At 38.4% G+C, this 25,599-nt stretch carries 21 protein-coding genes; 6 read left to right on the top strand and 15 right to left on the bottom strand.

Going from position 1 to position 25,599, the window contains the following annotated elements:
* Nucleotides 1-242: 242 nt before the first annotated feature.
* Nucleotides 243-3,581 carry a DNA polymerase III subunit alpha gene (gene dnaE, locus FC84_RS02455; RefSeq protein WP_057754868.1) on the bottom strand — a complete coding sequence of 1,113 codons (3,339 nt, stop codon included), beginning with the start codon at nucleotides 3,579-3,581 and terminating at the stop codon, nucleotides 243-245.
* Nucleotides 3,582-3,764: 183 nt separating this feature from the next.
* On the opposite strand from dnaE, the gene FC84_RS02450 reads away from it, so the two are divergent.
* The gene (locus FC84_RS02450; RefSeq protein WP_057754865.1) at nucleotides 3,765-3,965 is read left to right on the top strand and encodes a DUF2929 family protein; all 201 of its coding nucleotides are present in this window, start codon (nucleotides 3,765-3,767) and stop codon (nucleotides 3,963-3,965) included.
* A gap of 387 nt (nucleotides 3,966-4,352) precedes the next feature.
* Here the strand turns inward: FC84_RS02450 and nagE are convergent, their stop codons facing one another.
* The 9 genes from nagE to obgE form a co-directional block, all read right to left on the bottom strand.
* Nucleotides 4,353-6,341, bottom strand: a complete 1,989-nt coding sequence (gene nagE / locus FC84_RS02445; RefSeq protein ID WP_057754862.1) for an N-acetylglucosamine-specific PTS transporter subunit IIBC — start codon at nucleotides 6,339-6,341, stop codon at nucleotides 4,353-4,355.
* A 301-nt stretch (nucleotides 6,342-6,642) separates the two neighbouring features.
* Nucleotides 6,643-8,211: a bifunctional metallophosphatase/5'-nucleotidase gene (locus FC84_RS02440; RefSeq protein WP_057754859.1), complete on the bottom strand. Its 1,569-nt coding sequence runs from the start codon at nucleotides 8,209-8,211 to the stop codon at nucleotides 6,643-6,645.
* A 2-nt stretch (nucleotides 8,212-8,213) separates the two neighbouring features.
* Complete coding sequence (locus tag FC84_RS02435) at nucleotides 8,214-8,759, bottom strand: DUF1836 domain-containing protein (protein ID WP_057754856.1); 546 nt, start codon at nucleotides 8,757-8,759, stop codon at nucleotides 8,214-8,216.
* A gap of 207 nt (nucleotides 8,760-8,966) precedes the next feature.
* Nucleotides 8,967-9,155, bottom strand: a complete 189-nt coding sequence (gene rpmF / locus FC84_RS02430) for a 50S ribosomal protein L32 (RefSeq protein ID WP_057754852.1) — start codon at nucleotides 9,153-9,155, stop codon at nucleotides 8,967-8,969.
* A 180-nt stretch (nucleotides 9,156-9,335) separates the two neighbouring features.
* Complete coding sequence (locus FC84_RS02425) at nucleotides 9,336-9,722, bottom strand: LapA family protein (RefSeq protein WP_057754850.1); 387 nt, start codon at nucleotides 9,720-9,722, stop codon at nucleotides 9,336-9,338.
* A gap of 14 nt (nucleotides 9,723-9,736) precedes the next feature.
* Entirely contained in the window at nucleotides 9,737-10,537 is an 801-nt protein-coding gene (locus FC84_RS02420; protein WP_057754847.1) for an SDR family NAD(P)-dependent oxidoreductase, read from the bottom strand.
* An 8-nt stretch (nucleotides 10,538-10,545) separates the two neighbouring features.
* Nucleotides 10,546-11,487, bottom strand: coding sequence for a ribonuclease Z (gene rnz, locus FC84_RS02415; protein WP_057754844.1), 942 nt, complete (start codon nucleotides 11,485-11,487; stop codon nucleotides 10,546-10,548).
* Nucleotides 11,488-11,517: 30 nt separating this feature from the next.
* A complete protein-coding gene (locus tag FC84_RS02410) occupies nucleotides 11,518-13,500 on the bottom strand; it encodes an acyltransferase family protein (RefSeq protein ID WP_057754841.1) in 1,983 nt (660 codons plus the stop codon).
* Nucleotides 13,501-13,539: 39 nt separating this feature from the next.
* Nucleotides 13,540-14,832 carry a GTPase ObgE gene (gene obgE, locus FC84_RS02405; RefSeq protein WP_057754838.1) on the bottom strand — a complete coding sequence of 431 codons (1,293 nt, stop codon included), beginning with the start codon at nucleotides 14,830-14,832 and terminating at the stop codon, nucleotides 13,540-13,542.
* Between the two features lie 322 nt (nucleotides 14,833-15,154).
* Between obgE and FC84_RS02400 the strand changes: the two genes are divergently transcribed.
* The 4 genes from FC84_RS02400 (at nucleotide 15,155) to FC84_RS02385 (ending at nucleotide 19,484) form a co-directional block, all read left to right on the top strand.
* On the top strand, nucleotides 15,155-15,913 hold the full coding sequence (locus tag FC84_RS02400; protein ID WP_057754835.1) for a DeoR/GlpR family DNA-binding transcription regulator: 759 nt from the start codon (nucleotides 15,155-15,157) through the stop codon (nucleotides 15,911-15,913).
* Entirely contained in the window at nucleotides 15,910-16,824 is a 915-nt protein-coding gene (gene pfkB, locus FC84_RS02395; protein ID WP_057754832.1) for a 1-phosphofructokinase, read from the top strand. The genes FC84_RS02400 and pfkB overlap by 4 nt, the downstream gene beginning before the upstream one ends.
* 22 nt (nucleotides 16,825-16,846) lie before the next feature.
* Nucleotides 16,847-18,805, top strand: a complete 1,959-nt coding sequence (locus FC84_RS02390; RefSeq protein ID WP_057754829.1) for a PTS fructose transporter subunit IIABC — start codon at nucleotides 16,847-16,849, stop codon at nucleotides 18,803-18,805.
* Between the two features lie 229 nt (nucleotides 18,806-19,034).
* On the top strand, nucleotides 19,035-19,484 hold the full coding sequence (locus FC84_RS02385) for a DUF305 domain-containing protein (protein ID WP_057754826.1): 450 nt from the start codon (nucleotides 19,035-19,037) through the stop codon (nucleotides 19,482-19,484).
* Between the two features lie 115 nt (nucleotides 19,485-19,599).
* On the opposite strand, the gene FC84_RS02380 is transcribed toward FC84_RS02385, so the two are convergent.
* The 4 genes from FC84_RS02380 to FC84_RS02365 all read right to left on the bottom strand — a co-directional run bounded on the left by FC84_RS02380 (nucleotide 19,600) and on the right by FC84_RS02365 (nucleotide 24,509).
* Entirely contained in the window at nucleotides 19,600-19,950 is a 351-nt protein-coding gene (locus FC84_RS02380; RefSeq protein WP_057754823.1) for a hypothetical protein, read from the bottom strand.
* Between the two features lie 228 nt (nucleotides 19,951-20,178).
* Nucleotides 20,179-21,639, bottom strand: a complete 1,461-nt coding sequence (locus tag FC84_RS02375; RefSeq protein WP_057754819.1) for an ABC transporter permease subunit — start codon at nucleotides 21,637-21,639, stop codon at nucleotides 20,179-20,181.
* A 167-nt stretch (nucleotides 21,640-21,806) separates the two neighbouring features.
* Nucleotides 21,807-23,591, bottom strand: coding sequence for an excinuclease ABC subunit UvrC (gene uvrC / locus FC84_RS02370; RefSeq protein ID WP_057754816.1), 1,785 nt, complete (start codon nucleotides 23,589-23,591; stop codon nucleotides 21,807-21,809).
* A 177-nt stretch (nucleotides 23,592-23,768) separates the two neighbouring features.
* A complete protein-coding gene (locus tag FC84_RS02365; protein ID WP_057754813.1) occupies nucleotides 23,769-24,509 on the bottom strand; it encodes an amino acid ABC transporter ATP-binding protein in 741 nt (246 codons plus the stop codon).
* A gap of 181 nt (nucleotides 24,510-24,690) precedes the next feature.
* Here FC84_RS02365 and FC84_RS09020 point away from each other — a divergent pair, with 181 nt between their 5' ends.
* Nucleotides 24,691-24,834 (top strand): SPJ_0845 family protein, encoded by a 144-nt coding sequence (locus FC84_RS09020; protein ID WP_164477386.1) that lies wholly within the window; start codon nucleotides 24,691-24,693, stop codon nucleotides 24,832-24,834.
* Between the two features lie 54 nt (nucleotides 24,835-24,888).
* On the opposite strand, the gene yihA is transcribed toward FC84_RS09020, so the two are convergent.
* Nucleotides 24,889-25,488, bottom strand: coding sequence for a ribosome biogenesis GTP-binding protein YihA/YsxC (yihA, locus tag FC84_RS02360; protein WP_057754810.1), 600 nt, complete (start codon nucleotides 25,486-25,488; stop codon nucleotides 24,889-24,891).
* Between the last annotated feature and the right edge of the window lie 111 nt (nucleotides 25,489-25,599).

Genomic DNA, 25,599 nt, shown 5'->3' with positions numbered 1-25,599 from the left:
GTCAAGCACTAATCATAGCTATACGCTAACCAATACTTAAAAAAACTAATCCAATCTTGTTTTCTTCATTTACATTGAGCTATACCAATTCAACCGAATGTTATTTATACCAATGTAACGAGGAATCTAGTTAGTAACGGTTATGCATTAGGCCTAACCTGACCATAACAATACTACCACCTTTACAGAAAATTGTCTGCTAATATTAGCATTAAAAACCAATTTTCAGAAAAAAAACTAAATTACTGCTTAGCCACCACATTTTCAGAACCTAACAACTCAGCCAATTGTGCAATTAAATCGCCACTTACTTGAACTTGATAACGTTGTGATAATTTAATGGTACGCTGTCCCGTAACAAAATGAACAATCACCGGTGAAAAACCATGATGAGCTAATAAAATTGTTTTCATTTGATCGCGAACTTCCAGTTGATCTTTTTCAGTTGAAATTTGCAAATAAAGCGTGGCTACCTTTTGGTCCGGTTGCGTTTCTTCAATCGCATCAGCAATAAATGGGCGTTTTTGATCGCGATTAGTGCGTTGATCAAGTTTACCCTTAACTAAAATCACCTTACCCGCTGCTAAAATTGGTGCAGCATGATGAAAAGCACGCGGAAAAACAGTAATTTCAATATCATCAGTTAAATCTTCCGCACTAACAAAGGCCATTTGCTCACCTCGCTTAGTTCGAATCACCTTAACATGATGAATATAAACTAATAAAGTAGCCGGTTGATTAGTCAAGCGTTGAATTGTTGTAACCCGTTCACGACTAAAGGTCTGTTGATACCCCGAAAGTGGGTGACCAGAAACATAAACTCCGAGTAATTCTTTTTCTAATTCTAGCCGTTCTTGTTGGCTATAATCAGCAACTTGCTCAACTTTTGGTGCCAAAACATCAAATAACGGCACACTATCACCAGATAATTGTAAACTTTCGATTAGATTCTCAACATTAGTTACGACTTGTTTGCGATTCTGGTCAAAACTATCAAAGCAGCCAACCTTGGCCAACGTCATAATCGGTTCTAACTTCAAGAATCTAGATGTTTGCCGTTTCAAAAAATCATTTAAATCTTGATAACGACCATTAGCCTGACGCTCATCCAGTAAGGCATGAATAAAATCACGACGAATCCCCTTAATAACTTCAAAACCAAAGCGAACGATCCCATCATGCAATGTAAAAGACGTTTGACTTAAATTAATATCCGGACCGGCAACTTCAATTTTGCGGTTACGCAGTTCTTGTAAATACGCTGCCGTCTTACGTTCATTATTTAGATTGGCATTAAGTAGCGATAAGAAAAATTCTGCCGGAAAATGGACTTTCAAGTAGGCTAACCAAAAAGCAACCATACTATAAGCAACGGCATGAGACTTATTAAAGCCATAGTTAGCAAAGCGTTCGATATAATCATAAACCGTCATCGCAACATCAGTTGAGTAACCTTGCTTTTGTGCACCGGCAATAAAACTTTCCCGGGCATTATCTAAATCTGCCTTCTTCTTTTTACTGACAGCACGGCGAAGAATATCGGCTTGACCCATTGTAAAGCCGCCCATTTCAACGGCAACTTGCATCACTTGTTCCTGATAAACCAATACACCATAAGTATCGCCTAACGTATTAGCCAATTCTGGCACTGGATAAGCTACTTTTTCCTGACCATTTTTACGGGCGATAAATGTGGGAATGTTTTCCATCGGACCTGGGCGATATAAGGCGTTAGTCGCAACAATATCGTCAAAGCTCGTTGGTTTTAACTTGATTAAAACATTGCGAATACCACTGGATTCAAACTGGAAAACACCATCGGTATCACCTTTTTGAAATAGCTGCAATGTTTTTTGATCTGCCAGATCAATCTTACGCGGATCAAAATCTTGTTGTTCAGGATAATGTTCACGAATGGCTTGAACGGTTTTATCGAGAATGGTTAAATTACGTAACCCTAAGAAGTCCATCTTTAACAAGCCTAACGCTTCAACGTCACCCTTAGGCAACTGCGTTAATTTAATCCCGTCACTACCATTTTGAACGGGTACTGTGTCAGTTAAAGCTCGTTCGCCTAAAACAATCCCCGCCGCATGGGTAGAATAATGCCGGGGTAGTCCCTCGATTGCCAAAGCCGTTTTAAAAAGTAGTTTGTTTAATTCGCTAGCTGCTACTAAATTCTTAAGACCTTCAGACTGTTGATAAGCAACTCGTAACGTGATATTTAGTTGATTAGGGATTGCTCGTGACCATTCACTCATTTCACTTTGCATCAAGTTAAAAGTACGTCCCACATCACGCAAGGCTTGTTTGGCTGCCATTGTACCAAACGTGATAATCTGCGCCATATGGGTGTCACCATAACGATCATGCATATATTCAATCAGTTCATCACGACGATCATCAGGAATATCCAAGTCAATATCCGGCATGCTGACACGATCCGGATTTAAAAAACGTTCAAACAGTAAATGATATTTTAAGGGATCAACTTCTGTAATGCCTAAAGTATAAGCAACTAACGAGCCGGCTGCTGAGCCACGACCAGGACCCGTCATAATTTTCTGTCGGTGGGCATAGCGGATCACATCCCAAACAATTAGGAAATAATCGGCGAAACCCATTGAATTAATAATCTTTAATTCGCGATTCAACCTTTGCTGATATGCTGGCAATACTTGATCTGACAAGCGTCGTTTAAGCCCAGTTTGTGCTAAACCTCGTAAATATTGTTCGGCGTTAACATCTTCAGGTACAGCAAAATGAGGCAATTGAGCACGTTTAAATTCCAGTTCCACCTGGCAACGGTCAGCAATAGTAGCCGTCATTGTCGCTGCATCTTTTAAGCCAGCACGTTCAAAGCGGGCTTGCACTTGGTCTGGTGTATCAAGATAAAAAGTCCCCTGCTGTTGCGCACGAACAACTGGCGCTTCAATTTGCTCGCCAGCATCAATAGCTGCTAACACTTCGTTAGCAAAAGCATCGCTGGCTTTTAAATAGCGCACATCATCTAAGGCAACTAATGGGTAATTCAACTCCTGTGCCAATGCTTCAATCTGTTGTTGACTGGTCCGTGATGATTGCCGCGTTGAAATCCCCACATAGAAACGCTCAACCGCGTCTGGCAGATACTGTACTAATTGTTCCTGCCAAGCATGTTGCGCTGTTGCTTCAGCGACTAATAAGGCCTTAGTCTCACCTGTTTGTGGTGGCATAATCACGATAAGATGCTTTAAATATGGTGCTATATCTGACCAACTTAATTGTTCCTGCGTCATTTTTAACGAAGAAATTCTAAACAAGTCATGATAACCTTGATTATCTTGTGCGAGTAAAATAACTTCATACTGATGATCTGTCGTCATGAGGCCAGATAATTGCAGCGTTAAGCCAATGATTGGCTTAATCTGTGCAGCTTTAGCAGCACGAAAGAAATGAACAACACCATACATTGTATTCAAATCAGTCAAAGCCAATGCATGATAGCCCATTTCTTGCGCCTGCTTCACTAAATCATCAATCTTATTCGAACTTTGTAATAAACTAAAGCAACTGCGCACCTGCAAATTAACAAACGTCATGAGTATGCCTCCCTATATCATTATTATAGCAGAAGCCTGTCCGCCACGGTCGCAAAATACCTGTGAACCTTAATTTGAGCGGTCAATCATTTAACTAAACTCTCCTAAAAATATTAGTAAGTTTGTTGGCCGTTTGCTTGTTTTTATGCTAAAATCATTGTGCAAGTGAAAGAAGGTTTAACCATGAAACGTGTCGTTGTTGTCGTTTGGGCGATCATTCTGGGAATTATTGCCGGATTCATTGGCGCAAAGTTGGATCAAAATGCCGTTAATATTGGCTTAAGTGTCGTTGTCTTTGCCATCTTTGGTTTAATTCTTAATTTCGTTCCCGAAATTATGAAGGGTACTGAACCAGCGAGTGATGATGAATCAAAAAACAATTAAAATAAGTGTCTAGATGTTAAAAAACATCTGGCACTTATTTTTTTGCGTTTTTACAATCAACTTCTGACCAAAATAAACTAAGTTTAGTACAAAGAATATCCATATTGTTGTGCCAATAAAAAACCATGGTCAACCGCGGAATTATTGGTAGCTGTGCCACTTACAATAAAGCTTGTATTTGAGACAATTGGTTTTAATTTGACTCAAATCAAACTCGCAGCGTTCCACCACGTATTTTCCGGAGGTACGAAGAAGGAAGATTTTAATCTAAACACTATTTTTCGTTCCAACTCAATCACTAAATAAGCACAAAAAAACACCCATCTGCATAAGCAAATGAGTGTCTTTAATGTTGAAGATTAGTTAATTAACCAATCTAGTTCAGCTTTATTTAATTGTTGCTTTTAAAACTTCATCATCGGCAGCAACTTGACGACCGCCCTTTTCAGCTTTCAAGTAAGAAACAGCTGCCATATTCGTAATCACAACTAACATGGTTGACACCTTACCAGCAGCCTTAATGGCAGCTAAATCAACGTCAGCTAAATCAGCGCCGTGTTCAACGACTTGACCTTCAGTAACATGAACTGTAAATGGTTTACCTTCAAGTTCAACAGTATCTAAGCCCATATGAACTAGAACTTCCAAGCCATTGCTTGTCTTAATACCTAAAGCATGTTTAGTTGGGAAGATAGTTGTAATTTCACCGCTAACTGGTGCCACGATGTGACCGTTAACTGGTTCAACTGCGAAGCCATCACCAATCATTTTTTGGGCGAAAGTTGGATCACTAACTTCTTCAATATCAAGTAGTTCACCATCAACAACACTATAGAATTCATCCGTAGCACCTGAATTAACATTAGCTACAGTTTCTTCTGGTGCTTCGGTTGCGCTAGCACCTTTAACATCAGTAATTGGTGCTTTAGCTGTGTAAAGTTTTGCCAGTGCATCTGCTGTAAATTGAACTTCAGTACCAATAATAATTTGTAAATTAGTTGCATCTAAAACGTTAATACCCATTGCACCAGCAGATTTAATAGCATTTCGGTTAATTGTACCAGTATCTTTTAATTGTAACCGTAATCGCGTCGTACAATTATCAATATTCGTAATATTATCACTACCACCAATTGCTGCATAAATCTTCTTAGCTTGGATCATATATTTGTCATCAGAAGCATCTGTGGCAACTTCGATATCATCGTCAGGGCCATTATCAGTATCTTCTTCACGACCTGGTGTCATTAAGTTGAACTTCTTAATGGCAAAGTCAAAGCCAAAATAATAAATAACTGCCATTACTAAGCCTTGAACAATTAACATATATGGTTGGTTGGCGATTGGATTCTTAAAACTTAAGATAAAGTCAACCAACCCAGCACTAAAGGCAAAGCCGGCTGTCCAATGCATCATGGCTGCAAAAGCCAAGGACAAGCCAGTGAAAATAGCGTGTAAAACATAAAGTGGCCAAGCAACAAACATGAATGAGAATTCGAGCGGTTCAGTAACGCCGGTGAAAAAGGCAGCAAAGGCGCCAGCCATCATCAATGAAGCTGTGACCTTTTTCTTTTCAGGACGAGCGTTACGATAAATCGCATAAGCACCAGCAGGTAACCCAAACATCATAACTGGGAAGAAACCAGCTTGATACATACCAGTAATACCTTTAGTACCTTGAGAAGCCAAGAATTTACCAATATCGTTAATACCAGCAACATCAAACCAGAAAACAGAGTTCAAAGCTTGGTGTAAACCAGTTGGAATTAACAAACGGTTGAAGAAACCGTAGATACCAGCACCAACAGCGCCCATACCAACGAAAGTCTTACCAAAAGCAACTAAGGCTTCATAAACTGGCGGCCAAACAAACATTAAAATGATTGTTACACCTAACATAACAATTGAAGCCATGATTGGCACTAAGCGTTTACCACTAAAGAATGATAATGCCATTGGTAATTTTGTTTCATGGAAACGATTATATAATGCTGCTGCGATTAAACCAGCAATAATACCAATAAACACATTTCCAGCGATATGACTAAATGCAGGATCAACTGCAGTTTCTTTGATCCCCTTCAAAGTTGCGACAGATGCAGGTGATAAAATTGAAACAGGAACAAAGTAAGCGACAACGCCAGCTAAAGCAGCAGAGCCGTCTTTGTCCTTAGACATGCCCAACGCAAGACCAACAGCAAATAATAATGCTAGTTGGCCCAAGATGGCATTACCGCCTGCTTGTAAGAAGGCAGAAACAGCGCCTGGATTAGCCGAAGCCCACCAGTTACCAATACCAACCAACAATGAGGCCGCAGGTAAAACGGCGACGGGAAGTTGCAATGAACGTCCCATTCGTTGAAGATATGACTTCATTGTAAAAACACCCCTATAAAATTATTTAATTGCTCAACTACTATAACGCTACTAAGATCATTTATCAATAGTATCAAGGGATCTAGAGATTGGTCTAGACTAAAATTGTGATTAAGAATACTCTTTTTTTATTCAAAAAATTTTTTGGTCCAGGAAAAAGGTATATACCAATATTGACGCTAACAAAACTTGTTCTAACAGTAAATTGTATTTTCTACCTTTAATTTTGATAATAAAACACCACCTCGATTTAATTCGAAGTGGTGTTTATTGATCAATATCACGAAAAAAGTCACTAACTTTAATCAACAATTGAATTACTGGATGAGTTAATGACTTGGAAATTCTGTTCTGTCTCCGCTTTAACCACTGGATGTTCTCTTAAATAATCAGCGATAATTTCGGTCATGTCTTCAGTAACTTCACGTACGATTTTATCTGCAGTAAACATTTGATAATTACCACCACCAACAGCGCGATATTGGTTAACGACAACCTCTAATTGATCACTTGCTTGAATTGGCTGCCCAGCATAAGTTAATTCAGTAATGCGCTGGCCTTGAGGTTGTGCAACATCAATGATGTAATGAATACCCGCATACATATCGTAATTATAGTGTTGTGGTTTAGGTCGTTCGAACTTAGGATTAACACCAATTTTACCTTCAGCAGTTAAAGCAAAATAATTAGCAGATTGCTCTAACGCAGCACGTAAATCAGCCCCACTTAAATGCACAACGGCTAAAGTATTGGGATAAATATAGTTGGTTAAAACCGATCTAAAAGTAATCGTTGAGCCGAATCCTTGCCCATCATTATTAAATAACGCTGTACCTGAAATTTTAGTATTAGTCGCGGCGCGTTGAACATCTTGAACAAATTGAATATATGGATGTGGTTTTAGCCGAACAGCAAAAGGATCCGTAATCGTTAAGTCGCCCTCAGTCGTTCCTAAAGGTTGATCTAACCAATCTTCAACATTTTCATTATCTGCCAATAAAGCTGGTGTTAAATCTTCAGTAGAAGCAGCTGTTGCCGTGCTCAACAATTCAGCATCGGCTGCTAGTACACTTTTATCATCAGCCAACGTTAAGGTAATCTTACCAACATATGCTGCTTTAGAGCCAGGTTGAGTCGTGGGAATACCTTGATGAACCGTCGCAATTTCCCGATGTTGGTGCCCAGTTACTAACGCATCAATACCTGGAACTTCGGTCAATAATTGATAGCCCTCATTTTCACCAGTTAAAGCTTCCGTTGGCTTGCCGCTTTCAATATCGCGTTCAAAACCACCATGATAAGCCACAACGACAATATCCGCTTGTTCTCGCAATTCAGGAACATACTTTTTGGCAGCGGCTAACGCTGATGTAAAGTGTAAACCAGCTAAATGTTCAGGTGATTCCCAATGAGGGATATATTGTGTTGTTAAGCCTAAGACCGCAACTTTCAAACCCTCAAGCTCAAAAATTTCATATGGATCGCCAAAAGCGGGTGTGCCATCATCGTTTAAAATATTGGCACACAAAAAATGTCGGGTACTTGATTTAATTGCGTTGGTTAAATAATCTTTGCCATAGTTAAATTCATGATTACCGACAATACCAACTTGATAAGGCAAACTATTATAAACTGAAGTCATACCTGTATACTGTTGTGCAACTTTAGCTTGATAGTAGGCAAATGCTGAGCCTTGTAAAAAGTCCCCGTTCTCAATCACCAAAACCGGACCAGTTGCTGCAGCTTTTTCTCGATTAATCACAGTTGCGGCTTTAGTTAACCCAAAATTGGCATCTAATTGACGATCACGATAATCCGTTGGCAATAGATAACCATGTGTATCACTCGTTGACAAAATTGTTAATTTCAAAATTAGCCCTCTTTTGTTCCTTGCTGTGTTTCCAACTTCTCTAGTAATTTTAAGACAATAATCCGTTGCACAACGGTACTGCAAGCTAGTTTAACTAAGTTACTGGCTTCAACCACAATATTATCTTTAGTAGGTTGACTAATCACGACTTCTTGTTGGAAATCACCAATTACATCATGAATTGTCTTAAGGAAGATCGTCACGAAATAATCATAACCTTGCCCTTTAGCTTTAGACTGAGTAATTAAAATAAACGCAGCTTTAATATCTGAAATTGCAAAAACACTCTTTAAAATAGCAATAACCACTAAACTAGCAATTTGCTCTTGACCATACTTTTTCTTAATCGGTGGTGCTAACAGACCGGATTTAACGTAATTATTAATCATTGCTGGTGTCACTGCATCAAATTCTAGTGGTTCCAGCATTTGGTTAATATAACTAACCACTTGATCCATATAAAGATCAAACTTAGGTAGTTCACTCCAACGGGGAATTGATAAAAGTTGAATCTGTTTTAAGTAGTCTGTAAATTGTTTGTTTTCCATTTAAGCCACCTCACTATTAACATTTTAACACATAATTACTAATACTAGATAAAGTTACTTCAATTCATTATCATCAACTGAATAACTTATGAGCTGGCTGACTGATCTTGGTTTCAATTAAATCACGATTTATCAATTTTTGAGCACAAAAAAAGCCGAACAAAAATGTTCAGCTCTCATTTGCGCAAATGAGATTAAGATACCGAATTATTTAGCTTCTTGTTCTTCCTTTTTAAGAACTTGAGCGCCCTTGTAAAAGCCTTTTGGTGAAACATGATGGCTTAAACGGTATTCGCCATTAGCAGCATCGAATTGTAAATTAGGTGTTTGCAATTTGATATGTCCGCGACGTTGGCGTTTCTTTTGCTTTGAAGTACGACGTGCAGGTACAGCCATGTTAAAAACTCCTTTTCAGAAAACTATTATTTCAGTTAAAGTAACTTAAAAGCTAAAAAGCTTTTTTGTTCACCTAACTATAATACTATCAATACTATGGTAACGCAAGGGAAATCTTTGCTATTCCTTAGACTGACTATGATCTATCATCCAATAAAAAGTCGCAAATGTCAAAAGAATTTATGCAGTTGGTTGATCATTTTGTAATTGTGCCAATTGCTCTTGTAATTCACTGATTGTTTTGGATTGTGATTCAATTTGAGTTTGCGCATCAGCTTGTGCTTTAGTTACTGCTGCTGCAATTTGTTCTTGTTGATTTTCCTTAAGCGTTGCTAATTCTTTTTGTGTTTGCTTAGCCTGACGTTTCAAGCTCATGGTTGTGCCAGTTGAAAGTAACACAGCAATTAAAGCACCTAAAACTAAGCAAATTAATAAAATTAAAATCAAAGGCAATTCAACTTTGGCAAACCCAAAATTAATCGCAATGGTTTCCACATTCATAATCGCAAAAATAACGACAATTAACGCTAAAATTAACCCCAATACAAAACCCGTTTGCCTTCTCATGACATCTCGCTCCTTTATTTTTGATTACCTATTGTGCCAGCAAGAAAGTCGCCCAACTTTGGTGCCAGTGGATATAATCTAGCTGCTGCTTCCATAAACCAAGGTGCATTAATTTCGCGAACTGGCTTACCAAAACTAGCTACAATCTTATACGCTAATTTTTCTGGATCTAATGATAGCCAAGCAATTTTTTGCAGATATTGAGCACCAGAATCAGCCGTTTTAAAGAATTCAGTATCAACTGGTCCCGGATTAACAGTAGTCACCTTAACCCCTAGCGGCTTTAATTCCAGACGCAAAGAATTAGAAAAGGCAATTACTGCTGCTTTAGTTGCGGCATAAACGGCAGATTTAGGTGTCTGAATTTTACCAGCCATCGAACCAATGTTGACAATATGCCCCTTGGTTTCAAATAACATTGGTGCCAACATTCGTGTTAATAACATCGTACCCAAAACATTCACCCGAAACATTTTGGTAATGCGCTCAAGTGGAATCTCCGCAAAAGTTTCAAAATCACCAAAACCAGCTGCATTAACCAGCACATCAAACCGATTAGTCTCTGAATTAATCCGAGCAACAACGCGTTTGATATCTGCTAACTGACTGACATCTGCCTGAATAGCCGTAGCTTGAGCTAAGGACAAATTAGCACATTCTGTTCGAACCTCTTCTAACAAAGCTAACCGTCGAGCCACCAAAAAGACTCGTGCGCCGCGACTGGCAGATTCCAAAGCAATATCACGACCAATTCCTGATGACGCGCCCGTAATCACAACCACTTTGCCTCTTAAAGTTCGATAATCATTTACCATGATTTTCCTCACTCCTTAATTGCGTTTGGTAATGGAATCTCAATAATATCAAAATCATTAACGACCTTGCTGTTAGGGAATATTTCCCGTGCTTCAGTTTGCAGTTGGTGTGCAGCACGGCCAAGATAACGTGCAGAGATGTGTGTCATTAACAATTGTTTACAATTAGCCAACCGTGCAATTTGCGCTGCTTGCGTTGAAGTTGAGTGATAGTATTGCCGTGCTAACTTACTTTCATGTTGGCCAAAGGTACTCTCATGTACTAGGACATCGGCATCTTGTGCTAACTGTAACGTGTGATCTGTCTTGCGAGTATCACCCATAATAGCAACAATTCGACCAGGACGACTTGGCGCAACATAATCAGGACCATGTAAAACGCGACCATCAGCTAATGTGACATCAGCGCCTGCTTTTAATTTACCATAGATTGGGCCAGAAGGAACCTGTTCTGCTAATAATTTATCAACTAATAATTCTCCTGAGAAATCTGCCTCTTGAATACGATACCCAAAACTATCGATTCTATGATCAAGTTTCATTTCTGTAACTGTCATATTGTGATCACTAAAAATGACCCCAGGTTCTGTGATTTCATGATAATTAATGCGATAACTTAAGCGAGTGCCAGTCACTGCCAATGAAGTTTGAACATACTTTTTAATGCCAACTGGTCCGTAAAGATCAAGCGCAGTATCTCCACCTTGGTTAGAGCGACTTGTTAAAAAACCAGGTAAACCAAAAATATGATCACCATGTAAATGAGTGATAAATATTTTGGTAATTTTGCGTGGTTTAATCGTTGTTCGCAAAATTTGTTGTTGGGTACCTTCACCGCAATCAAATAACCAAATCTCATTACGCTCTGCTAATAACTTCAAAGCGATACTAGTGACATTGCGATTACGTGCAGGCACACCTGCTCCTGTTCCAAGAAATTCAATCTCCATTAACTACGCTCACCTTCATTGTCATAACTTTTATTTTTGATCTTTTAAAAGATCCTTTAAAACTGCTTTTGCCACAAACGCTGTGTAATATGGCGAACCCTTAGGATTAGGATGGACATGATCATTAGCAAACCAAGAAGGATGTTTCTTAGCATAGCTGTACCAATCAATCACCTTGAGGTTTTTATATTTCTTCTCAGCTGCCGCTAATTTCTCATTCACTTCATTTTGCCATGAACGCGTTGGTACATAAGCATTAATCCAATAAATCTTTCGTTTAGGTCCTAGTTTGTTCATCATCCTGCTCAGATCATTAGTTGTAAAATCACCGTTAGTTCCTAAACCAAGCAATACAACATCAGTCAATGCTCCCTTATCGGCAATTTGATCAACAATCGGTAAAGCTTGGTACAATTGGCGACTAACATCAGCGTCCAAATACATATTAGGGAAAATCCGTTTATAGCCTTCCGCACTACCCAACATCACTGAATCGCCCACACCAGTGATTGAGAGATTCTTAGCTAATTTCAACTCAGCGTTGGTTAAGCCTAACTTACGCAAGTCAGCATCGCTAGAATCCTGACCAATTTGTGCATCTCTAATTAAATTAGAGCGACTAATCGACAAACTGTAAGATTTATCAGATTTTGCTTTCTCACTTTGTGATTTAGAAGCTTTCATCTTGGCAATTAATGCCTTATTTTGTTTGGCAGTTTTCTTCTTGTTGGCCTTAATGGTTGTGGCCACACCAGACTTATTGGCATTATCGTTAGTAACGCCAAAAGCCGTCAAAACACCAACAGAACCTGTTATAAAAATCAAAGCTAGCACACCAACCATAGCACGATACTGCATTAAGGCCCGTGAGTTCTTAGGCAAGAAAAGCCATCTAAACATATCTTTAATGTCTTGCCAAGTTAATTTACCGAGATTAGTTTCAACAACCCGATAAGACAATTCACTAATCAATAAGATCAAGATAACTTCAATAACTGGATACAAGATCTGATGATCCGCAATATCCGTAAAACGAGTTTCAAAGAAAATCATTACTGGGAATTGATACAAATAAATTCCGTAACTACGAGAACCTAACCACTTAAAAACAGGATTAGTTAAAATACGATTCCAATTTGACCCAGGATGAGCAACGGCTGCTGTTAACAATACTGTAAACAGCGTAAACAAAACCATGCCGCCACGATATAAAAAGGCCGATTGAGCACTGGATACTAATAAGAGGATCAGCATCCCTAATAAACCAATTGCACCCATACCATCAAGGAAATAACGTACCTGTTGATTAACCTTTTGTTTAAGGCGATTACTAGGCCAAATAATGGCTAAAGCACAGCCTAATAAAATCGAAAACATTCGCGTATCCGTGCCGTAATAAATACGGCTGGGATCAGCATTAGGTGCATATAAAACCGCCATTAAAATAGCAGAAAAAGCCGTTAAGCTCAAGGTCACACCTAATAACGTGCCACGTTTACGTTTAAGCTTAAGCAATAAAATAATTAATAACGGCCATAATAAGTAGAATTGGCCCTCAATCGACAAAGTCCATAAATGCGTAAATGGTGATTCATTATTAGCAAAACGTTCAAAATAAGACTGACCGTTAGCAATTTGCCACCAGTTATAAACATAGAGTAAGTTTGTTGCCACAATTTGTTGTAAATGATACAACAAGTTGCGTTGGAATAAGACAATGTAGGCGGATGTGGCCAACAACATAGTTAATAGTGTTGGATACAGGCGCTTAACTCGCCTTAACCAAAAATTCTTATAATCGAATGTACCAAGTTTAGTTTCATCTATTAATAAATGATCTGTAATTAAATAACCGGAAATGACCATGAAAATAGGGACACCTAAAAAACCGCCTTTAAAGATGCCAGGATTCAAATGATACAAGATGACTGCAATAACGCCGATTGCGCGTAGGCCATCAAATCCAGTAATATAACGCTTTTTAATTTTCTTAGGTTTAACTGGTTGTTGCATGAATTTGCACCCTAATTCTATCCATTAATTAATTGTGGTTTATTCAACAAAGTCAAAGCTAAAGTCAGCAATGACAATTGTATCGCCATTTTCGGCACCAGCATCGCGTAATGCTTCTTCAATGCCCCAGTTTTGCAAGGCTCGTGCAAAACGCATAATACCATCTTGATGGTCTAAATTAGTCATCTTGACAAATTTTTCAATTCTTTCACCAGTAACTGTGAAGACATGCTCATCTGTTTCAGTAATTTCAAAGTCACGTTTTGAATCATCATACTGATAAGTTACATCATCAGTTTCAACTGGCGTAGTTAAAACAGCCTTAGGTGTGCGTTCTAACACGTCACCAGCAGTTTGTAATAATACCTGAACACCATCATGCGTGATGCTAGAAATTGGTAAGACGGTTACTTCATGGTCAACTTTGGCTGCTAATTGCTCTTTAAATTCAGCTAAACGCTCTGCTGAGCCTTCAATATCCATCTTAGTTGGCACAATAATTTCCGGACGGTTCAACAAGCCTTCATCATATTGTTCCAATTCATGACGAATTTGTTGATAATCTTCCCAAGGATCACGGCCGTTTTCGGGATCCATATCAACTAAGTGCAAGATAACGCGTGTTCGTTCAATATGACGTAAGAACTGAATCCCTAAGCCGACACCTTGAGCAGCACCCGTAATTAAACCGGGTAAATCTGCCATGACATAGTCCCGACCATCGTTTAATTGCACCATTCCTAAGTTTGGTACCAGCGTCGTAAAATGATAAGCAGCAATTTTAGGCTTGGCAGAAGTTGCGACTGATAATAAGGTTGATTTCCCAACTGAAGGGAAGCCAACTAACCCAACATCAGCCAAAATCTTTAATTCCAATTGTAAAGTTAATTCTTGACCAGGTTCACCATTTTCGGCAATCTCTGGAGCAGTATTACGTGAAGTCTTGAAATGAATATTACCACGGCCACCACGACCACCTTTGGCAACAACTAGCTCTTGGCCATCTTCAACTAAGTCACCTAAAAAAGCGCCCGTTTCAAAGTTAGTCACACTAGTACCAGTTGGTACTTTAATATAGGTATTTTCAGCACCACGGCCGTACATGCCTTTGATTTGGCCATTTTGACCAGAATCTGCTTTAAAATGACGCCGGTAGCGGAAATCTAATAACGTTCGGACACCTTCATCTGCAACTAAAATGACATCGCCACCGCGACCGCCATCACCACCAGATGGGCCGCCCATTGGTACAAACTTTTCATGACGAAAAGCAACTGAACCATCGCCGCCCTTACCGGCTTTCACTTCAATTCTAATTTGATCGACAAACATTGTTGTCCTCCTGAGTTTCTTCTTTTGAAAAGTATTAATGAAATTTCTGAAAATTAAGTTATCACGTTTGAAAAGACTAAAAGTAAAAAGTTCATTCACTATAATAACAAATTTTGACGCAAAAATCTTAGATTAACCTATAAACAAACAAATAAGTTTTTAATAAGCTATTTATCTAAATTTATTTTTTTACTATCGGATTATTAATTTTCGGGATGAAAAAGCTTAAAATAATTATTAATTGACTGCTTTTGATTGGTTATGGAAGATTTTGCTTGTTTTTATTATTGGTAGCGTTTATAATCATTTCGAGGTGATGTAAATGCTTACCGCACAGCGCTATCAAATTATTTTACAAGCCTTAAATGAGGCAGGTATTTGTAAGTTAAATGAACTGGTGCATTTAACTGATGCTTCAGAGTCGACTATTCGTCGTGACTTAGATGAATTAGAAACACAGGGTCTGTTAGAGCGTATCCATGGTGGTGCCCAACTTATCACCCATTTAACTGTTGATCAAGCTCAAAATGACCGTGAGCAACTGCATCGCAGTGAAAAAGAAAAGATTGCCAAGTATGCTGTTGATAATTTTGTCGCAGATGGTCAAGTGATCTACTTGGATGCTGGGACAACAGTTCAAGAAGTAATCCCCTACTTAGCGCGTTTTCATGATTTAAATCTCATCACCAATAGTGTTACCACCGCTTTAAAACTCTCTGAGCAAAACCTACACGTCTTCTTGCCAGGCGGACATTTAAAAAGCACCACTAAAGCTTTAGTTGGTTCTGCTACGATGTCAGCATTAGCAAATTTTCATTTTGATCTGGCGTTCATTGGCAGCAACGGTATCGCTGGCTCAGGTGACCTAATGACCCCAGATATTGATGAGGCCGACATTAAGCAAGCCGTTATTGCTAGTAGTACGAAAAAGGTTGTTTTAAGCGATGTTTCCAAATTTCAACAAGTTGCCTTTGCAACCTTCGGTAATCTTAATCAGGTTGATCTATTAGTTACCGGGACATTAGTACCAAAATTAAAAACACATTTCAAACAAAAAAATATAAAGGAGCTGGATTCATGATTTATACAGTGACTGTTAATCCGGCAATTGACTATGTCGTGCAAACAGATCATTTGCAATTAGGCTTAGTGAATCGCCTGCAACATACCAACTTCATTGCTGGTGGAAAAGGCATTAACGTTTCTAAAATTCTCAACCAACTTGATTGTCAAAATACTGCTTGGGGGTTCTTGGGCGGTTTTACCGGTCAGTTCTTAACAACAACCTTAAAAAACGAGCAGATTAATTCTGACTTTACAAGTATTGCTGACAACACACGGATCAACGTTAAACTAAAAAGCGATCAAGAAACAGAAATGAATGCTGCTGGCCCTCATGTGACCGAACAAGAATTAACAGCGTTTAAACGTCAGTTTGAACAAGTTAAAGCTGGTGATACAGTTGTTTTTTCTGGGAGCTTACTCCCCCAATTAACTAATGATTTTTACTTAGAATTAATTGATCTAGTCGTTGCTCAAGGTGCAGAATTTGCCATTGATACTACTGGCCAAGCTCTACTAGATACCTTAGCTAAAAAACCATTAGTGATTAAACCAAACCATCATGAGTTAGCAGACTTGTTCAAGACAACTTTGCATAATGATGAAGAATTACTAAGTTATGCTGCTAAGTTACAACAACTTGGTGCCAAGCATGTCTTGATTTCCATGGCAGGCGCCGGTGCTTATTATCTTTCCCCAGAGCACATCTATCATTCAGCCGCACCAAAGGGCCACGTGGTTAATTCTGTTGGTGCTGGTGATTCAATGCTTGCTGGTTTCATTGGTGAGTTTAGCAAACATCAAGATCCAGAAACGGCTTTTAAATATGGTTTAGCCTGCGGTAGCGCCACAGCTTTTACTGAAGATATCGCAACAATTGATCAAATTAACGCCCTATTACCACAAATCAAAATTGATTTAGTTAAATAATGTTTTGGATGGAGGTTTACCAATGAAAATTCAAGATTTATTGCTCAAAGATGCCATGATTATGGACCTACAAGCAACCACAAAAGAAGCAGCCATTGATGAAATGATTGCGCGTTACCATCAAGTTGGGGTTGTTGATGACGTTAACAATTATCGTGACGCAATATTAAAACGTGAAGCTGAATCAACAACTGGTATTGGCGATGGCATTGCCATGCCTCATGCTAAAGTAAGTTCAGTTAAAAAAGCAGCCGTATTATTTGCTAAAAGTGACCAAGGTGTTGATTACAATGCCCTTGATGGCCAACCGGTCCATTTGTTCTTTATGATTGCTGCTCCTGAGGGCGCAAATAATGAACATCTACAAGCCTTGTCTGCTTTATCTTCATTATTAATTAATCCTGATCTAGTTGCCGCTCTCAAGAAAGCAAAGACCCCTGATGAAGTTCAACAACTTTTCAGTGATGCCCAAGCTAAAAAAGATGTTGAAGAACAAGCTCGTGAAGCTAAAGAAGCTGCTGAAGCTGCACCAAAAGCTAAAGAACAAGCAACCAATAATGATCGCCCCTATATCGTAGCTGTTACTGCTTGTCCAACTGGCATTGCGCACACTTATATGGCCGAAGCTGCTTTAATCGATGAAGCTAAAAAGATGGACGTTGACATCAAGGTTGAAACAAACGGTTCTGAAGGCGTTAAACATCTGTTAACTGCTGATGAAATCAAACGTGCTGCTGGCGTCATTGTTGCTGCCGATAAGAAAGTTGAAATGGCTCGTTTCAATGGTAAGCCATTATTGAATCGTCCAGTAATTGATGGCATTAAAAAACCTCATGAATTAATTGAGACTGTCATCGAAGGTAAAGCCCCAACTTATACCACTGACGAAACTGCCACTAACAAAGATGACGGCAATACTAAATCAGCTGGTAGCCAGCTCTATGGTCAATTAATGAATGGTATTTCTAACATGTTGCCATTCGTTGTTGCCGGTGGTATTGTCATGGCACTTTCCTTCTTGATTGAACGTTTCGTTGGCGATCAATCAATGTGGTATACTTTCCCTAATCAAATTGGTAATGCTGCTTTCAGTTTCTTAATTCCTGTTTTATCCGCTTATATTGCTGAAGCAATTGGTGATCGTCCTGCCTTAATGCCAGGTTTTGTTGGTGGGTATATGGCCAGTCAAGCAACCATGAGTGTTTTGCCTTCTAAGAGTCCTGCCGGTTTCTTGGGTGGTTTAGTTGCTGGTTTCCTTGCTGGTTATATCGTCATTTTAATGAAAAAAGTCTTCAAGAATTTGCCAAAGACATTTGATGGATTGAAACCAATCTTTATCTATCCTATTCTGGGCTTGTTAATTGTTGGCGCTTTGATGTACTTTATCATCGATCCCGTCTTCGGTATGATTAACCACGCAATCACAGCGTTCTTGAATAACATGGGGACTAGCAATGCGGTAGTTCTTGGTGCTTTACTAGCTGGAATGATGGCAATCGATATGGGTGGTCCTTTCAACAAAGCAGCTTATGTCTTTGCTATTGGTGCTTTTGAAACAACCCAAAACGGTGCCTTAATGGCAGCTGTCATGGTCGGTGGTATGGTACCACCACTAGCAATCGCCATTGCTACAACGTTCTGGCCTAAAAAATGGACCACTCAAGAACGTAATTCTGGTTTAAGTAACTACTTATTAGGTATTTCGTTCATCACTGAAGGTGCAATTCCATTTGCTGCTGCTGATCCATTGCATATTATTACATCTAGTGTGATTGGTGCAGCTATTGGTGGTGGCTTGACGCAATTAATGCACGTCAATGTTCCTGCACCTCACGGTGGTTTGTTCGTGATCTTCTTAGCTAACAATCCATTTGGTTATTTAATCTCAGTCGTTGTTGGTGCAGTCATTGCCGGTGTTATCCTCGGCCTATGGAAAAAACCACTAGCAACAACAGAAGATACTACAATTACAAATAATTAATTGAATTAACAATAAAAAATCATGTTATATCAGGTCATCTTATCTGAGTAACATGATTTTTTTATGCATCGATTTAAAAATCGATCGTATCTAGTCGTTTAACCCAACGTCATTAAATCATCAATAAAATCCACCTTTAAAAGCTAGATAAAATTGCGAAGCACCTTTCGTGACCTTCTTTGCTCTAGCCTGATAAGCTAAAAGTAAATGAATTTAGGAGGACTTGGTTGTGGGAAAATATGGTAAATTTTTATTGATGATTGCCGTCAGCACATTGATCATGTATGGTCTGATGTTCTTGAATATCTTTTCATTTGCACACGTGCATATCAGTCTAACTCGAATTTATATGGCCTTAATGATGGGCGCAGCTATGGCAATCATCATGTTACTTTTTATGTGGCAGATGTATTCAAATAAACGAAAAAATGGTTTAATTTTAGTTATTTCCGCATTTATTTTTGTCGGTTCTTTATGGATGGTCCGGACCCAGACCAGTGTTTCGGATGTTGCTTGGCTGAAGGCGATGATTCCCCATCACAGTATTGCCATTCTGACCAGTTCTCAAGCCGACCTGGAAGACCCAGAAGTACAAAAATTAGCAGATCAAATCATCGCGACTCAGAAAAAAGAAATTAAGCAAATGGAAAAAATAATTGATCGGCTTCAAAAAGATTGATCCAAGTAAAAAAACGGTAAGCAGTTGGTGCGTTCCACCAGCGCTTACCGTTTTTACTTGGAATCATTAACTTATTAACCTCATCCACTAAAAAGGATCTCATCGTGATTATTTTTTAATTTTCTTCTTCGGTTAAATGACCAGCATCAAGTTCGGACGTTTCTTCATCAGTATCAACCTGATCAGTTTCACCATAGCGCTGAGCATCGTGAATGCCCTGATCGCCATGAGCAACTGTCGAATCTTCATTTTCTGTCAGTCGAGCCGTATCAAGTTCTGATGTTTCTTCGTCAGTATTAACCTGTTCATCGTCCCCGTAGCGTTTAGCATCATGAATGCCTTTAGCTTCTTGATGACTTTCACTTTGATAATCACCAGTGTAGTTCTCGTTTTTCTCTAGCGTTTGTTCATGTTTTCGTTCTGCCAGAGTCTTGTCGTTTTCATCGTGATGTTGTTCATGCGTCATCTAAATTCCTCCTTCAAGGTACATCCTATTATTTGGTTACATCTTAATCATAGCAAGACGGTTAAGAACAGAGCAACGATTATGCTTTTTTGTCTTTATAGCCCCTTTCACTAAAAAAAGACCCCCATCTTAATTAAGATGAAGGCCTAACTATTCTTGAGATATCTGATCAGACTAGCAAGGTTATTCGCTTTTAATCAAGTACGTCATTTTCAGGCTTACCAGTTTTTAGTTTTTCTCAAATACGCGCAAAACTAAAGACAGAATTAAAGTTAGCGCAAAATAAATTAGAGACGCAATCACTAATGGTAAGAATGGCTTGAAACTTGACCCTTGAACGACACTCGTTTGGAACATTAATTCACCAACACCTATCACACTGACAATTGCTGATTCTTTCAAAAGTGAGATAAATTCATTACCTAAAGCGGGTAAAATCGTTTTAACTGCTTGTGGTAAGACGACTAACCGCATTGTTTGCTTACTTGATAAGCCTAATGAACGTGCAGCCTCGCTTTGGCCTTTAGCAACCGATTGAATCCCTGACCGAATAACTTCAGAAACATAAGCACCAGAGTTTAAGGATAAGGCTAAGGCAGCAGAGGCAAAGGCTGAAACATTTAAGTGAATGACTTGTGTACCAAAATAAATCATGAACACTTGAACTAATAACGGTGTTCCCCGGAAATACTGAATGTAAACAACGGCAATACCTTTAATTAGCTTATTTTTAGCCCGTTTCATCAATGCTAGCAAGGTACCCAATAAACTACCAAAGAAGACACCTAAAATCGTTAGTACGATGGTAATACCCGTGCCTTTGAGGAAATAACTACCATAGGCTTGCCAGAAATTCTGTTTAGAAAACATCAAAGTATTAGCAGTCTTTTGCCATTTAGCAAACTGACCATTTTTTTGAACTGTCTTGATTGTTTTGTTCACGTTAGCTAAGTAAGCTGGTGCACCCTTAGCAACAGCTACCGCACAACCATAATCAGCGTTGGTAAATTTGACGTTAGCCAAGGTTAAGGCTTTGTTGGTTTGAACATAAGCGTTGGCCACTGGTGCTTCTACAACAACCGCATTTAACTTCTTTTGTTGTAGATTTAAAATTAAATCTGTGACCTTTTCTAGTGAAACGACCTTAGCCCCGCTTAATTCATCTTTAGCCGTTTGTTCTTGAGTAGTTTGCTTTTGGACACCGACTTTTTGACCTTTAAATGCCATAACACTGCGATATTTATTTTCTTCACCTTTACGAACGATGACTTTTTGCGCCACGGTTAAATATGGTTGTGAAAAAGCAACTTCCTTTTCACGTTCAGGTGTAGGTGTCATCGCAGAGACAATCATATCGACTTTACCAGTCTTTAAGCTCCCTAATAACGAATCAAACCCCAGTTCCTTAATCCGTAATTCAACACCGATATCTTTAGCAACTTGACGCGCTAAATCAATATCAAAACCGACAACTTTATCTTCACCATTAATAGTTTTATGAAATTCATAAGGTGGATAATCGGCAGAAACGCCTAAAACCATATAACCGCGTTTTTTAATAGCTGTTAATTTAGCATCTGTTTTTGGAGCAGCCGCTGTTTCTTGCTGTGGAGCAATCGCGATACTGCTGACAAGTAGTGTTAGACACAGCAGCACCCAAATGAGTAAATGATGTTTTTTTGTTTTCATTTTGATAACTTCCCCTAAAAATATAATAGCAGTAGTATACAACATATTTAATATTTATGCACGTATTTTCTTTAAAAAGTTATTTTTATTCATTAATTACTTTGCTAAATATAAAAAGCCGTGAAAACAAAATGAAAATTCGCTCTGTTTTCACGGCTTAATTTAATTTATTGAATTGATAATTTAATTGTTTGCGCAATTGTTTTGGAAATACCTAATGCCTCGATATCTTCTAAGGACGCCTCTTTAATTTTTTTCAAGGAACCAAATTGTTTTAACAACTTAGTTCTAGTTTTAGGTCCAACCCCTTGAATTGTTTCCAGACGTGAGGATAAGCTATTCTTATTATGAGTCTGACGATGAAAAGTAATCGCAAAGCGATGAACTTCATCTTGAATTCGCTGTAAGAGATAGAAGCCTTGTGACTTCGGATCTAGCTCAACAGGTGTTCCTTCTTCACCATAGATCAATTGCGCGGTTTTATGCTTGTCGTTTTTTACCATACCGGCAACTGGAACTTGCAAGTTTAATTCGTTCTCTAAAACATCTTTGGCAGCATTCATTTCAATAATGCCACCATCCATTAGAATTAAATCCGGCATAGGTTTATTCTCTTTAAGCAAGCGGGTAAAGCGACGGCGAATCACTTCGCGAGTATTGGCAGCTTCATCAGCGCCCTCTTGATGCTCAACAGCACCTTTGAGTTTGTACTTACGATAATTGGTTTTATCCGGCCGACCGTCAAAGAAACTAACCATTGCTGACACCGGATCAGCACCTTGAATGTGTGAATGGTCAAACGCCACTAAAACATGACCATTAGGCAGGCCCAAAGCATTTAAGATTTCATTTTGGGCGCCAATTGTTTGCCGTTCGTCTAATTCTAGTAGTCGGAATTTTTCATCTAAAACTAATTTGGCATTTTTATTCGCTAGTTCTAATAATTCACGTTTTTGTCCGCGGCTCGGTGTCCGCACTGGCACATTTAAAATTGCAGCCAAATCATCTTTTTCAATCGTTTTGGGCACCAGAATTTCTTTAGGTAGCACATTATTCTTACGATTATAAAATTGTAAGATGAAAGTTGCTAACTCTTCTTCAGGCGTGCTGACAATTGGTATCATTCGCTTTTCACGTTTCATTAGACGCGCTTGTCGAATAAAGAAGATCTGAATAGACAGCCAACCTTTATCAACATAGTAACCAATAATATCACGCGGCGTATTATCAGTTGAAATGATCTTTTGTTTTTCAACGGTTGCTTCAATATAATGCAACTGATCGCGTAATTCTGCCGCTCGTTCAAATTTTAATTCTTGGGCAGCCGTATCCATTTCACTGGTCAACTGACGCTTAATGGCTCCCACATGGCCATTTAAAAAACGTTTGATTTTTTCAATTTGACGTTGATACTCAGCTTCAGGCACTTCTTTAAAACAAGCACCTAAACACTGTCCCATATGATAATACAAACAAGGACGACCTAGATGACCTGAACAACGACGCAATGGATAAACCTTCTGAATAAAATGCATCGTTTCTTCGGCAGCATATACATTAGTATAGGGGCCAAAGTAATAAGCGCCATCCTTTTTGATTTGACCTGTGATTTGAATCATCGGATCACGTTCATTGGTAATTTTAATATAAGGATAGCCAGTACCTTGTTTTAAACGAATATTGTAATAAGGTTGATGTTTTTGAATTAAAGTAATTTCTAAGAGGAATGCTTCTTTATTCGTACTGGTAATAATCGTTTCAAAGTCAACAATTTCAGAAACTAATCGCTCCGTTTTACCTGTATGACTACTCTTAAAATAAGATCGGACTCGATTTTTTAAGTTTTTTGCCTTACCAACATAGATAATCTGCGCATTGATGTTTTTCATCAAATAACAACCAGGTAAATCTGGCAGCAAGGCCAATTTATGTTCAATATGTTCAGATGTCAAAATTAGCCTCCTATTTTAAATATGGGTGGTGAATTTAATCCATCATGATAGCAAACTATTAAGTAACTGTCCTTACTCATTGTCACACCACCGTCTATCTCAAATCACACAAAAAGCTACAATACACTCATAGTATTGTAGCTTAGAAATGGTTAAAGATAAACTATTCTGACCTGATTAGCTCGCTAATATTTTAGATAAGAAGTCTTTAGTACGAGCCTCTTGAGGATGATCAAAAACTTGTTCTGGCGTTCCTTTTTCGATTAATTGACCTTGGTCCATGAACCAAACTTGATCGGCAACGTTTTTAGCAAAGCCCATTTCATGCGTGACAATAACCATGGTCATCCCTGTTTGCGCCAAGTCCTTAATAACATTTAAAACTTCGCCAACCATTTCTGGATCAAGTGCAGAAGTTGGTTCATCAAATAGCATCACATCTGGATTCATGGCTAGCGCACGGGCAATAGCCACCCGTTGTTGCTGACCACCAGATAAACTCGTTGGTTGTGCATCGGCCTTATCTGCCAGACCAACTTGTGCCAACAAGGCTCTACTTTTTTGAGTTGCTTCAGTTTCAGAAATTCCCTGAACGTACATTGGTGCCAAGTTGAGATTTTGTAAAACGGAATAGTTAGCAAACAAATTGAACGATTGGAAAACCATCCCCATTTTCTCGCGGATTTTATCCAATTGTTCTTCTGAAAGTTGATTAACCACTTGGCCTTCGAAACTAACTGTACCACTTGTTGAGGTTTCTAAAGAGTTTAAACAGCGTAAATATGTACTCTTACCACTCCCTGAAGGACCAATAACCACGATCACTTCACCTTTTTCAATCTTTGAATCGATTCCTTTTAAAATCTGATTGTTGCCAAAACTTTTCGTGAGTTGTTGTGTTTCTAAAATTGTCGTCATTTTATCACCTACATTATTAATGAAAGAATTGTAGCATATAATTTATAAATATACAAATATATTATTATTTAGCTGTGTTTTTGTATATTTATACTTATTACTGTAAATCTGGCAAGCAACATTTTGGCAATTAAAATAATTTATGTTAAAATACACTCAAATAGATCGGCAGGTGAAACAAATGGCGCTTACTATTAAACGTGATGATAAATTAACCAGTCTTTTTGATAAGTTTGCAACCTTGCCCGAAGATAAGAAAAAATCCGAGGTTCTTGATTCAGTTGATCAAGCCGCAAATAAAAAAGAAAATAAATCAGAAAAATAATTAAAAAAATATCCTGTCATTAATGAATTACAATTAATGACAGGATATTTTTATTTAATCTTCAATTTTGGTTTGACTGGTTTCAGAGATCCATTGCCAAATCTCAGCTCTTCCCTCACCCGTCATCGCACTAAATGGAATTAACGGTGCATCACTTGGCATTTGTAACACCTTGCGAATCCGTTGTAAGTTGCCGGCCCGATGATTATGTGTAACCTTATCAATTTTGGTGGCCACAACTAAAATCGGTAAATCATAATAATCAACATAATGATACATTGATTCATCATCATCACTAGGATCATGGCGCGAATCAACTAAGATAACCGCACCCATTAACTCTTGTCGATTGGTTAGATAATGCTCAATAATTTGCCCGAATTGCTCACGTTGTTTCTTAGAAACCTTCGCATACCCATAACCCGGCACATCAACCAAATTTAATTTATGATTAACTTGATAAAAGTTCAAGGTTTGCGTCTTACCTGGAGAACTTGACGTTCGCGCCAAACTCTTGCGTTGCAAAAGTTTATTAATTAAAGAAGATTTACCTACATTTGACCGGCCTGATAAAACAATCTCTGGCAAGCCATCTTTAGGATATTGCTTCTCATCAACAGCACTGATTAACATTTGTGCATCTGTAATCTTCATGATTCACCTCATTAATTAAAATAGTGCTTAAGAAAAAGTTGGGACAATTATCATTTAGTCCCAACTTTTATTTTGTAGTTTAAAAGTATATTTCTTCGTGTCCACAGCGTT

The organism is Lapidilactobacillus dextrinicus DSM 20335, assembly GCF_001436095.1.
Classification (GTDB): Bacteria; Bacillota; Bacilli; order Lactobacillales; family Lactobacillaceae; genus Lapidilactobacillus; species Lapidilactobacillus dextrinicus.
Note: the sequence above shows the minus strand (reverse complement) of the source record. Positions and strands in the feature narration are given on the sequence as shown.